The following is a 12,330-nucleotide window of genomic DNA, read 5'->3' on the forward strand; positions in this document are numbered from 1 at the left end:
TAAAATTATCTAAACCCAAAAATCTGGGATTATCAGCTCAAACTGACTTGATCATTGGTGATATTGATGGGGACGAAAGACCCGATATAGTTGGTGTTCGGGCCAGTAACGGTGAACTTTATGTGTATAAAAATATTGTGCCAATACCCACTATAACTTCTTTTACACCGAATTCAGGCCCTATAGGCACACAAGTAAACATAAAAGGTAAGGGCTTTAACACCATTGCAAACCAAAACTTGGTATTTTTTGGTGGGGCAATCGCAAAAGTAGAAAAGGTGATTTCAAGTAATGAGTTAATCGTTTCAGCACCTATTGGTTCAGATCATAGCTTTGTATCTCTAACAAATTTGGCTTCCGGATTAACAGCAGGTACTACCGAAGCATTTGATATTACCTATACTTCTAGTGGTCCATTAACTTTCAAGCCAGAAGTTGGTGTTGCAACGGGTCAAAACCCTTGGGCGGTAGCAGCTAAAGACTTAAATAAAGATGGTCTTATTGATTTTGTGGTAGCGAATGAAGCTGATAATGACTTAACGGTGTATATTAACCAAAGTACTACAGGTGCAGTTTCCTTTAAGACTGCCATACATCTAAAAACAGGTGCAAGTCCGAAAGGCGTTAAAATTGCTGATTTAGATAACGATGGCTTACCTGATATTGCAGTGGTAAACAGTACAGACAATACACTAAAGGTATTTCACAATACCACAGTTACTAGTTCAAAAAATCCACAGGTTACCTTCGCTGCATCATCAACATTAACTACCGGTGGTGACCCGGTAAATCTTGAAATTGCTGATTTTGATGGAGATGGCAAGTTTGATGTAGCTACAGAAAATTCAACTGGCTCTTTATCTGTATTTAAAAATAGTTCAGTTAAAGGACAAATTAAATTCAATCAACCGAGTTCAGTATCAATAAGTCCTAGTGCCTTCAATTTATCAATTGGCGATTTTGATAAGGATGGAAAAATAGATCTGGCTACTACCAGTAATGTAGCTAATGTAATTAATGTATTAAAAAATACTTCGGCTAACGGTCTAATTGGCTTTTCTGTCACTACACCTGCAGTAACAACTCCACTTATTACTTCTCTGTTAGCAAGTGATTCTAATAATGATGGTAATCTAGATTTGATATACTCTGATGCTTCAGTAAATGGTTTAATAGTGAAATTCGGCAACGGCGACTTAACTTTTGGGCCTGAGGTTAAAACCAATACCAATAATCCTTCAGGTAATATCGGTCTTTCTGCAGGTGATGTGGATGGCGATGGTAAAGTTGAACTTGCTGTAGGAGGAAATAACTTTGGCAACCATTTTATATTTAAAAATGCTTCTGGTAATTCCTTTACCCAAGCTTATAGTGCAAGTACGAGCAATACCAGATTTAATGCATTAGAAGATGTAGATGCGGATGGTAAACTAGATTTTATCTCGCTTTACAACGGTAAGGGAGAGTTAAACATTAAACTAAATGACCAGATTGTTCCAATCGATATACAAACTTTGCCGGCAACCAATATTGTTGCGGATGGGGCAAGGTTAAACGGGAAAGTAAGAGCCAATACAGGAGATGTTAATGTTGCTTTTGAGTTTTCTTCATCACCCGATATGTCAGGCGGTGGGACACTAAATGCCACTTCCAATGCTACTGTTAAAGCTGGTAGCGGTTTTGTAGACAGTTATGTAGATACAAAGGGATGGGATCCAGTAACGTTTTACTATCGCATCGTCGCTACTGCTGTAGCAGATGGCACGCAGGCTAAGGGCGCTATCCTGAGTGTGGATATTCCCGCACAGGTAGTAAGCATTACTGCTACCTCGCCAAACCCGGTTATACCGCCATTGACTACGGTCGATTATAAGGTAAACTTTTCTGGTGATATAAATGGACTAACCCCTGCAAACTTTAGCTTGACCACAACTGGTGCAGTGAGTGGTGCTAGCGTTGTCGATGTTCAAAAGGATCCGATGAATGTTAATTCTTGGTATGTATTGGTGAATGTAGGCAGTGGGGGCGATGGTACATTGACTCTGAATCTGGCTAACGCTACAGGACTACTAAATACAAATTTGAAACCCCTTACCCTAAATGTAGCACTTCCATTTGCCGGCGATACGTATACGATCGATGCGGGAGCTCCAGCAGCCCCAATTGGTCTAGTTGCCAACCCTGGCGATGGGCTGGTAAAGCTGACCTGGGCTGTCAATAACGAGAGTGATTTGGCAAGCTATGAGATCTACGGAGGTACTTCGGCAAACCCGACCACGCTGCTCACGAGCATTGCTGTAGGTGGTGCGCTGAGCTATACAGATATCAACCTGACCAATGGAACAACTTATTTTTACAGGATCACGGCAAAGGATGGTGCTGGCAACGAGAGCGCTTATTCGAACGAGGTGAGCGGTACGCCGAAGGCGGGTCTGGTGCCGAAGCTGGACCAGACGATCACCTTTGCACCACTTTCCGATGTAATGTACGGAGATGCAGGCTTTGATTTGCCGGCCAAGAGCGACCAGGGACTGGACATTACCTATACAAGCCCTAGCCCTGCGGTAGTGATCACCAACAAAAACCATGTAGAGATATTGCATGCGGGCAAGGCTACGATCTATGCCGATCAGGGTGGGGATGCAACCTATAATGAAGCAGGACAGGTTTCACAGGTGTTGGACATCCTGCCAAGACCGATCACGGTGCAGGCTACTGCAACGGGCAAGGTTGCCGGTAGTGGTGCAGATCCTGTACTGAGCTATTATGTAGCCCAGGGCCAGTTTTACAACGGTGATCTGGCGACAAACGTATTCAAGGGCACGCCTCAGCGTGAAGTAGGAGAGCTACCTGGTATCTATAAGATCCATCAGGGCACGGTTGTTTCCAATGGAGACTATGAGCTGACCTTTATAGAGGACGACTTTACCATTACCCCTGCAGCTGGCCAGACGGTCTCTATACCACAAGGTCTGAGTGCCAATCCGGGCGATGCACTGGTAAAGCTGACCTGGATAGCCAACCCTGAACTCAACCTTGCGGGCTATGATGTTTATGGTGGCACCTCGGCAAACCCGACCACGCTGCTCACCAATGTCTCTGCAGGTACGCAGAGCTATACGGATATGAACCTGACCAACGGAACAACCTACCATTACCGTATCGTAGCCAAGCTTACAGACGGAACCGTGAGCGCTTATTCGAATGAGGTAAGCGGTACACCACAGCCTGGACAGGCACTCAAGATAGACCAGACGATTACCTTTGGACCACTGGCCGATAAGATCTATGGCGATGCAGACTTTGACCTGACGGCTACGGCAGGTTCAGGTCAATCGGTTACCTATACCATCAGCGATAACAGCGTTGCAACGGTAACAGGCAGTACGGTACATATCCTGCATGTAGGTACGGTTACCATATCCGCAGACCAGTCAGGGGATAATTTTTACAACGCCGCAGGGCAGGTATCACGTGTGCTAACCATTGCCCAGAAACAGATCGATGTTGTTGCTGATGCACAGAGCAAGGTGGTAAATGCACAAGACCCGGCACTGACCTATAGCTATTCTCCGAGCCTGGTTCCTGGTGATGGATTCAGCGGCAGTTTATCTCGTGTGGCCGGAGAGAATGTAGGCTCCTATGCCATTGACCAATATACATTAAGCTTAGGCAGCGATTATAAGATCAACTATACAGGTGCACAGTTTGTAATTACAGCAGCGCCTGTACAGAATGTACAGAGTATTAGCTTTAATGCTTTGCCAGTTAAGACCTATGGCGATGCAGATTTCGATGCGGGGGCAACGGCAAGTTCAGGCCTGCCGGTAAGCTATAGCAGCAGCGATAACAGTGTGGCCACGATCGTGAACGGCAAGGTACATATCCTGAAGGCCGGTACGGTGACCATCTATGCAGATCAGTCTGGAAATGGGAACTATACGGCAGCAGTGCAAGCAGGCCAGCTACTAATCATCAAACAGGCACCGCTTCAGCTAAGTGCTGATGCAAAGACCAAGGTTTACGGTACCAACGACCCTACATTTACCTATGTACTGACTTCTGGTACCTTACTGGCGGGCGATGCGATCAGCGGGACCCTGATCAGGGCACCTGGAGAAAATGTTGGTGCCTATGCCATCGGTTTGGGCAGCTTAACGGCAGGAGCAAACTACAGCATTGCGCTAGTTCCAGCCAACCTGACCATTACGACAGCGGCCATTACGGTGAAGGCAGACCCTATGAGCAAATTCATCGGTGATGCGGACCCTGTACTGACTTATACCTATTCTCCAATCCTTGTGGGAAGCGATAGCTTTTCGGGAAGCCTTGACAGGGCTCCTGGTGAAAGCCTGGGCACTTATGCTATCGGAAAGGGAACCCTAAGTGCTGGCAGCAACTATATGATAACGTTTGTGCCATCGACACTGAGCATCGGACTGAAATCGGCAGCTAACTTCAAGCTAGATGCCAACAACATCCTGACGCCGAACGGGGATGGCAAGAATGATAAGTTGGTGATTAAGGGGCTGGACCAGTACCCTGATGCCAAGTTAACGATTGTGGACAGGGAGGGACGTGTGGTCTACCAGAGCACACACTACCAGAATGATTTTGACGGTACCTATAACGGCAAGCCCCTTTCGGACAATACTTATTACTATATCGTGGACTTCGGTAAATCATTTGGCAGGATTAGGGGCTTTATCACTATTATCAACTAGCTAAGGAAAATAAACAAGCATAATCATATAACAGCCACTGTTCAGATGGGCAGTGGCCAAAACCAACATAAAAATGAAATTATATTCAATGAAAACACATACTTTCGGCAAAAGACCAATCCAATTGATATGCAGCACGCTGTTGCTGGCGGCAATGGGCACAGCTCCAGTAAAGGCACAGCTTAACCCCATGGGTGCCTCGTTCTACCAAAATCAGTACCTGTCAAATCCTGCCATGGCAGGGACAGATGGCGGGATCAAGCTTAATTTGCACTACCGCAACCAGTGGAGCTCGGTTCCCGGTGCACCAGTGAACTATGCCCTTACCGGCGAGTTTGCCTTGCCAGATAAGAAGAGTTCGGTTGGTGTGAATGCCTATAACGACAAGGCTGGCCTTTTGTCAAGGACACGCGTAGTGGGTACCTTTGCCTACCACCTTCCGCTGAACGGGGTGTCGGAAACCCTGAGCTTTGGCCTTTCTGTGGGCTTTATGAACGAGCGCATAGACGATGCGGCACTGAATGGTGACATCTCGGATCCCGGAATCAGCAACTTCAACAACAAGCCTACGTATATCGATGGTGACTTCGGTATCGCCTATACCAACAAACAATGGAATGCCCAGGCCTCAGTACCCAACCTGAACTCGTTTCTGAATAGAAGCAAGCGGGAAAGTGCGGATGTGGGCACTTATTATGCATCGGTGAGCTACAAGATATTCGAGGACGAGGAGGATTATGGCTACAACGTGGAGCCCAAGCTTGCCTACCGAGGGATCCGTTCGCATTCGGACATCTTCGATGTTGGTGCACAAGTATCGCTGGGCGGTGGTGAGACCAAGACCCGCGGAATGGTGGTTTACCACAGTTCAAAGAGCGTGAGTGCGGGTTTGGGTCTATTGATGAAATCAAGATATGAGCTCAATGCGATCTACAACTCGCCAACGGCGGCCCTGACCAGCTATACCAACGGTACCTTTGAGGTGGGGCTGGGACTAAGGTTTTAATAAATGGTTGTTTTAATGGTTGAACCCGGTCCAGCAATGGATCGGGTTTTGTTTTTATATAGAGGCTTGTTTTATGGAATATCATCGTTTACATGTTCAGTGTTGCATGCTAGGGATTAATGAATTAATATTTTTCTTCTGGAAAAAAACTTATATCTTCATTTTATGAAAAAAATTATCTTATCGCTATTGTGCCTAGGTATCTCCATAAATTTATTAGCACAAAAAACTTTACCTGAAATTAAAGTAGGCACTACCATGACTGCAAGTGCCTTTGTACAGGGCCAAGAGTTTCCATTAATTATGACAGTTAAGAGTTTAACTGCTCCTGTAATACTGGCTTGGTCTGTTGATGGCTATGGAGATGGTACTTTTGAAATTAGTGAAAAGGGAATGCAAAATGGAACAGCTTTGTTTGTTGGTCAGCCTGGAACAGGTGCTACCAAATTGTCGGATATTGAAACCTATAGTCTGATTTCGAAAGCTGCATTTAAAACTTTAACAGATACAAAAGGTTTCACGTATAACGGAATGAAATTTAAAGTTAAGGCATCAGATTCTACGCCTATGAAATTTGGTGGTAAAGAGGCAGACGTTGTGCAAGTAATAAGTGAAGATAATAAGGTACAACTTTGGATTTTGAATAATCCGAACTTACCATTTATTGTACAAACTGCAGGTTTGCCAATTGATATTCTAGTGAATGATATTAAATAATAAATCCTCTTTTTAGGAGTATAAATAAAAAAATAAGAGCCCGATTGGGCTTTTTTAATTTGTAACCCGTATTTTTACGGCAATATGGAAACTCAGAAGAAAGATATATTCGATACCGTTGCTCAACGTTTACAAATTGAAGGTTTTAATGTTGTTAATCGTGATGAAACCCGTCCTTGGGGTGGTTTTTTTGTAATAGATGAAGCCCAAGCACAACAATTTGCAGATACTTATTTTGATGGTTTAGATGTAAATAGCTTAAAAATTGGAGGTAAATTAAGTCCGAAAGTGCTAATTGTTGCGCCTGGCACACGTTTATCTTGGCAATACCACCACCGCAGAGCAGAAATATGGCAAGTAGTTAGTGGTACAGTTGGTATTAAAATAAGTGATACTGATGTAGAAGGCGAATTGAAAAAATACAACCCTAAAGATCAGATTAAATTACAACAAGGTGAGCGCCACCGTTTAATTGGGTTAGAAGATTGGGGAGTTGTGGCAGAGATTTGGCAACATACAGACGCTTCAAATCCATCGGATGAGAGTGATATTGTTCGTGTTCAAGACGATTTTGGAAGATAGTTTTTAGTGCCCCTAAAACTAAACTATACTTAAACTCGTTTATTATATTACACTCTACTTCATGATTATTTTATTTTTCTTTTTGGCTCACTGGTTTTTATCTCTTTTTAGCCAAACTTTTTTTCTACACCGTTACTCATCACATAAGATGTTTAAAATGGAGTTATTTTGGGAACGTTTTTTCTATCTCATTTTATTAATTTCTCAGGGTTCTTCGTTTTTAAATCCAAGAGCATATGCTATTTTACACCGAATGCATCATGCTTACAGCGATACTGAAAAGGATCCACATTCTCCGCACTTTTTTAAAGATGTGTTTGGGATGATGATTGCTACAAAAAACATGTACATGAATTATCTACAATATAAAATAGAACCCGAACCAGCTTTTAGAGGCAATTATCCTGAATGGCCATTGGTTGATAAAATTGGAAATTCTTGGGTATGGAGAATAGCCTGTGGCTTGTTCTATATTTGGTTTTATATCACTTTTGCAGCGCATTGGTGGATGTTTATTTTATTGCCAATTCATTTTTTAATGGGTCCCTTACATGGTGCTATTGTAAATTGGTGCGGACATAAGTATGGCTATTCAAATCATGATAATGAAGATCATAGTAAAAATTCATTGCCTTGGGATTTCTTATTAATGGGCGAATTGTTTCAAAACAATCACCATAAAAAACCAAATAGTCCGAATTTTGCTACGAGATGGTGGGAATTCGATCCAACTTATCCTATGATGAAAGTTTTGCACTGGATGAGGATTATAAGGATTAGAAAAATCTAATTATATTCATCATATAAAAACAAGAAGGTTGGTATTCGTGCCAACCTTTTTTATTTATAAAAAAACCTGAGCTCTACTTTTTTCGTTATTGCACATATGATTACATTTTTAAAGCTTATTTTTTCTGCACTTTTAATTTGGATTACGTATATCGTTGTAAGCACCAGTTTAGAAAGTTCATTAATTAAAGAATGGGATTTTTTGGGCTCGATTCCTTGGATGAGAGCAACTTTATGGGATTTCTATGTCAATATATTCATTATCACACTGTGGATGTTTTACAAGGAAAAATCTATCTTCCTTAAAATCGTTTGGGTAATTTTATTCGTATGTTTAGGTAGTATTGCTACTTGTGCTTATGTTTTGATTAAATTATTTAAACTAAAAGAAACAGATGGCATTAAAGAATTAATAGGAAGTAAATAAATAAAAATTCATTCCTAGTTCTAAAAACATATATTTAAAAGAATGGATTACAAACATCTACTTTTTATCGCACTCCTCTCTCTCCTCGCTTGTTGCACCATTATGTTTTTAGTGTGGTTGTGGGCAAAAAAAATAAAAAATGCTGGTGTTGTAGATGTGTTTTGGGCTCTCAATTTTCCAGTTATCACTACCATAACTTTTTTTCTTGCAGAAGGATCTGAATCGCGAAAATTGTTAATCTGCGGTATGTTTTTAATCGCTGAATTACGCTTAGGAATTCACTTGTGGAAACGTGTAATTGGGCATTTAAATGAAGAAGAAGGTAGATATGAACAATTGCGCAAGGAATGGGGTGATAAAGCTGATCGGAATTTTTTCTTTTTCTTTCAGTTCCAAGCCATCTCAAATGTGATATTAGCTCTTCCATTTTTTATCATCACTGCAAATCCATCAACAGAAATTTCGATTTTAGAATACATTGGTTTGGGTATATGGATTATTGCTTTTATTGGAGAAATGATAGCCGACAACCAACTAGCTGCATTTAAAAAAGATGTAAAAAATAAAGGAAAGGTTTGCGAAACTGGGTTTTGGTATTATAGTCGACATCCTAATTATTTCTTCGAATGGTTGGCATGGATGGCCTACTTCATCTTTGCATTAGCATCTCCTTTGGGTATTTTAGCAATCATCAGCCCTGCAATCATTTTATATTTACTATTAAAAGTGACTGGCGTACCTAACAACGAGGAACAGAATTTACGAAGTAAACCAGTAGCATATAAAAAATACCAACAAACAACTAGTGCTTTTTTTCCTTGGTGGAAGAAAGGTTAAAATCTAAGAGTTAATATGTTAGGTCTTACATGAACTAGTAGACATAACTGGAACTCACAACTCATAATTAAATATGTGGTACGATAAATTGATAGAAAAAGATAAATTGCCCGATGCTGTTTTGCGAGCAGGAATTAGAAAACTTTTAAAACAACGTTTAGCAGATGAAACGATAGGTGATGAAGAATTGCAGCAACGCAAGTTTATGAATTTGATTAATGAATTAAAGTCATCACCAATTGCAGTTAATACAACAGATGCCAATGAACAACACTATGAATTACCAACTGAATTTTTTCAATATTGCTTAGGTAAAAACCTAAAATATAGTAGTGGTTATTGGAATCCAGGTGTTAAAAATATTGATACTTCAGAAGAAGATATGTTGGCTTTAACTTGTATAAGAGCTGATTTACAGAGCGGACAAAATGTACTTGAATTGGGTTGTGGTTGGGGCTCATTGTCATTGTATATGTCGGCAAAATTTCCAGAAAGCAAATTTACAGTGGTTTCAAATTCATCGACACAGAAAATTTTTATTGATGAAGTGGCTAAACAAAGAGATATTCAGAATTTAACGGTGCTTACCGCTGATATGAACACGTTTACCATTGCAGATAGTTTTGACCGAGTGGTTTCTGTAGAGATGTTTGAACACATGCGTAATTATAAGTTATTGCTTGAAAAAGTGTCATCCTTTTTAAAACCTGATGGTAAATTATTCGTCCATATTTTTACACATAAAACCTTGGCTTATAAGTATGAGGTTATTGACGAAAGTGATTGGATGAGTAAATACTTTTTTACGGGTGGAATAATGCCATCCAACCATTTGTTTTTTTACTTTAATGATGATCTGAAAATTACCGAACATTGGGTAGTGAATGGTACAAATTATGGCAAAACTTCTGAAGCTTGGTTAAGCAATATGGACAAGCATAAAAAGGAGATTATGCCAATTTTACAAAATACGTATGGTAAAAATCAAGCTGTAAAGTGGTGGGTGTATTGGCGTTTATTTTATATGGCTTGCGCAGAATTATTTAATTACAATAAGGGTAACGAGTGGATGGTTTGTCACTATTTATTTGAGAAGAAATAAAAATGCAGAAACTAGCAATAATTGGTACTGGTATAGCGGGCATGGGTTGTGGACATTTTCTTCATAAAAAATACGACCTCACACTTTTTGAAGAACTCAATTATATTGGTGGTCACACCAATACTGTTACAGTAAAGGAAGGCGAGAAAGAAGTTTTTATTGATACTGGATTTATGGTTTTCAATTATGAAACCTATCCGAATTTGTGCGAACTGTTTAAGGAAATTAATGCACCAGTAAAAAAAACTGATATGTCCTTTGGTGTTCAGTATTTACCTAGTGGATTAGAATATTCTGGCTCAAGTATAAAGCATCTTTTTGCGCAAAAACGAAATGTTCTTAATCCTTCTTTCTTAAAAATGCTGATGCAGATTAACCGCTTCAACAAAGAAAGTGTGGCAATTTTAGATAATCCAACATATGCTAATTATTCTTTAGGCCAATATGTAAAAGAATTTGGTTATGGTGAAGATATGGTTCGCAAATATCTGATTCCGATGAGTTCCGCGGTTTGGTCTACACCAATGGAACAGATTTTAGATTTTCCGGCTGTTTCACTAATTAGGTTTTTTAAAAATCATGGATTTTTAGGATTAAATACACAACACCAGTGGTTTACATTACATAATGGAAGTCAAGCTTACCGAGAAAAATTGATTGAACCTTTTAGAAATAACATTAGAATAAATACTAAAATAACGAGTGTTGAGCGTTTAGAGAGTGGAAAGGTTTTAGTCACTACGGCAAAAGGTGAAAACCTAGAATTTGATAAAGTAATTATGGCAAGTCATGCTGATCAAACTTATCAAATTGTAAATCGTAAAACGGAAGACGAGGAGCGATTGCTGTCTAAATTTAAATATCAGCCGAATATTGCAGTTTTACATACCGATAAATCGCAGATGCCTAAGAAAAAACTAGCATGGAGTAGTTGGAATTATAGGGTAGAAAAGCAAGGTAATGTTTTAGTGCCGAGTACTATATATTGGATGAATAAATTGCAGGGTGTATCTGAAAACGTTGATTATTTTGTCTCGATTAACCCATCAACTACGCTTGACAGAAGTAAAATAATTAAAGAAATTGCATATGAACATCCTTTATTTGATGTGCCAGTAATGATAGCGCAAGAAGAGCTTTACAAACTCAATGAAACTGGTCCTATTTATTATTGTGGCAGTTATTTTAAGTATGGTTTTCATGAAGATGCGTATAAAAGTGCTGTGGAACTATGTAAAATGTTATAAAAATTTGTTGTCCTAACTTGCGAAAAATCTCATTTTTAGTGCTTTTTAAAAGAGCTTCTTCATTGCACTCAGAATGACAAGATTAGTTTAAAATGAATTTCAACTCGTCTATATATGCAGCTAAAGTGATGCATCATAGGTTAGCGCCTAAGAAGCACAGCTTTTGGTACAATGTATTTATGTTTTACATAGATTTAGATGAACTAGAGATTTTAAATCAAAAACTTCGCTGGTTTAATTGTAACCGATTTAATTTGTTCAATTTTCGAGATAAAGACCATTTACAACTTCCAATACAAAACCCAGATCGAAATAAAACTGTAAAACAACAAATTACAACTTATCTAAAATCCCACAATGTGGAGATTGGTAAAGGAAAAATTATGTTGTTGACTAACTTGTCCGTACTAGGTTATAATTTCAACCCTGTTTCTTTTTATTTCTGTTTTGACGAAAACAATAACCCACTTTGTGCAGTAGCAGAAATAAGTAATACCTATAACGAAATGAAAATGTTCTTTTTTGGAAAGGATCAATTAGAGGTTGATACGTTTAAACAAAGAACAAAAAAACATTTTTACGTTTCTCCTTTTATAGATTTAGATGATTTTTTTGATTTCAATCTCACTATTCCTTCTCAAAAATTGAATATCAAGATTGATGATTATGATAAACAAGGAAATCGATTTTTTATTAGTACTTTGATAGGTGAAAAAAAGAAGTTAACGAATGCAAGCATGTTGCGTTATTTCTTTTCTATTCCTATGATACCTTTACGTGTAATGGGCTTAATTCATTGGCAAGCATTTAAGCTATGGATTAAGCGCATAAAATATCATCCAAAAGCGGCAAACCAAGATTTACAAAAAGACGTATATAAACCTTATAAAACCAACTAA

Annotated in this window: 10 protein-coding genes; all 10 read left to right on the forward strand. The window is 39.3% G+C overall.

Translation table 11 applies throughout. The features are described 5' to 3' along the window. Positions 1–47 precede the first annotated feature (47 nt). The 10 genes from HQN85_RS00005 (at position 48) to HQN85_RS00050 (ending at position 12,330) form a co-directional block, all read left to right on the forward strand. Positions 48–4,724 (forward strand): MBG domain-containing protein, encoded by a 4,677-nt coding sequence (locus HQN85_RS00005; protein WP_216847197.1) that lies wholly within the window; start codon positions 48–50, stop codon positions 4,722–4,724. Positions 4,725–4,797: 73 nt separating this feature from the next. Continuing rightward, the gene (locus HQN85_RS00010) at positions 4,798–5,730 is read left to right on the forward strand and encodes a PorP/SprF family type IX secretion system membrane protein (protein WP_216847198.1); all 933 of its coding nucleotides are present in this window, start codon (positions 4,798–4,800) and stop codon (positions 5,728–5,730) included. Positions 5,731–5,895: 165 nt separating this feature from the next. After that, a complete protein-coding gene (locus HQN85_RS00015) occupies positions 5,896–6,447 on the forward strand; it encodes a hypothetical protein (RefSeq protein ID WP_173268295.1) in 552 nt (183 codons plus the stop codon). Positions 6,448–6,531: 84 nt separating this feature from the next. Continuing rightward, the gene (locus HQN85_RS00020) at positions 6,532–7,029 is read left to right on the forward strand and encodes a cupin domain-containing protein (protein WP_173268296.1); all 498 of its coding nucleotides are present in this window, start codon (positions 6,532–6,534) and stop codon (positions 7,027–7,029) included. Between the two features lie 61 nt (positions 7,030–7,090). Continuing rightward, a complete protein-coding gene (locus HQN85_RS00025) occupies positions 7,091–7,819 on the forward strand; it encodes an acyl-CoA desaturase (RefSeq protein ID WP_173268297.1) in 729 nt (242 codons plus the stop codon). A 96-nt stretch (positions 7,820–7,915) separates the two neighbouring features. Beyond that, positions 7,916–8,245: a DUF1475 family protein gene (locus HQN85_RS00030; protein ID WP_173268298.1), complete on the forward strand. Its 330-nt coding sequence runs from the start codon at positions 7,916–7,918 to the stop codon at positions 8,243–8,245. 42 nt (positions 8,246–8,287) lie between these two features. Further along, entirely contained in the window at positions 8,288–9,082 is a 795-nt protein-coding gene (locus tag HQN85_RS00035; RefSeq protein ID WP_173268299.1) for a DUF1295 domain-containing protein, read from the forward strand. 73 nt (positions 9,083–9,155) lie between these two features. Next, on the forward strand, positions 9,156–10,184 hold the full coding sequence (locus tag HQN85_RS00040; RefSeq protein ID WP_173268300.1) for an SAM-dependent methyltransferase: 1,029 nt from the start codon (positions 9,156–9,158) through the stop codon (positions 10,182–10,184). 2 nt (positions 10,185–10,186) lie between these two features. Next, complete coding sequence (locus HQN85_RS00045; RefSeq protein WP_173268301.1) at positions 10,187–11,431, forward strand: NAD(P)/FAD-dependent oxidoreductase; 1,245 nt, start codon at positions 10,187–10,189, stop codon at positions 11,429–11,431. Positions 11,432–11,523: 92 nt separating this feature from the next. After that, positions 11,524–12,330: a DUF1365 domain-containing protein gene (locus HQN85_RS00050; protein WP_173268302.1), complete on the forward strand. Its 807-nt coding sequence runs from the start codon at positions 11,524–11,526 to the stop codon at positions 12,328–12,330.

The organism is Pedobacter boryungensis (genome assembly GCF_013204825.1).
Taxonomy (GTDB): domain Bacteria; phylum Bacteroidota; class Bacteroidia; order Sphingobacteriales; family Sphingobacteriaceae; genus Pedobacter; species Pedobacter boryungensis.

What these genes read in the sequence shown, in the direction of transcription:
- HQN85_RS00010 (WP_216847198.1), top strand. Translation starts at nt 4,798, where the DNA reads ATGAAATTATATTCAATGAAAACACATACTTTCGGCAAAAGACCAATC.
- HQN85_RS00015 (WP_173268295.1), top strand. Translation starts at nt 5,896, where the DNA reads ATGAAAAAAATTATCTTATCGCTATTGTGCCTAGGTATCTCCATAAAT.
- HQN85_RS00020 (WP_173268296.1), top strand. Translation starts at nt 6,532, where the DNA reads ATGGAAACTCAGAAGAAAGATATATTCGATACCGTTGCTCAACGTTTA.
- HQN85_RS00025 (WP_173268297.1), top strand. Translation starts at nt 7,091, where the DNA reads ATGATTATTTTATTTTTCTTTTTGGCTCACTGGTTTTTATCTCTTTTT.
- HQN85_RS00030 (WP_173268298.1), top strand. Translation starts at nt 7,916, where the DNA reads ATGATTACATTTTTAAAGCTTATTTTTTCTGCACTTTTAATTTGGATT.
- HQN85_RS00035 (WP_173268299.1), top strand. Translation starts at nt 8,288, where the DNA reads ATGGATTACAAACATCTACTTTTTATCGCACTCCTCTCTCTCCTCGCT.
- HQN85_RS00040 (WP_173268300.1), top strand. Translation starts at nt 9,156, where the DNA reads ATGTGGTACGATAAATTGATAGAAAAAGATAAATTGCCCGATGCTGTT.
- HQN85_RS00045 (WP_173268301.1), top strand. Translation starts at nt 10,187, where the DNA reads ATGCAGAAACTAGCAATAATTGGTACTGGTATAGCGGGCATGGGTTGT.
- HQN85_RS00050 (WP_173268302.1), top strand. Translation starts at nt 11,524, where the DNA reads ATGAATTTCAACTCGTCTATATATGCAGCTAAAGTGATGCATCATAGG.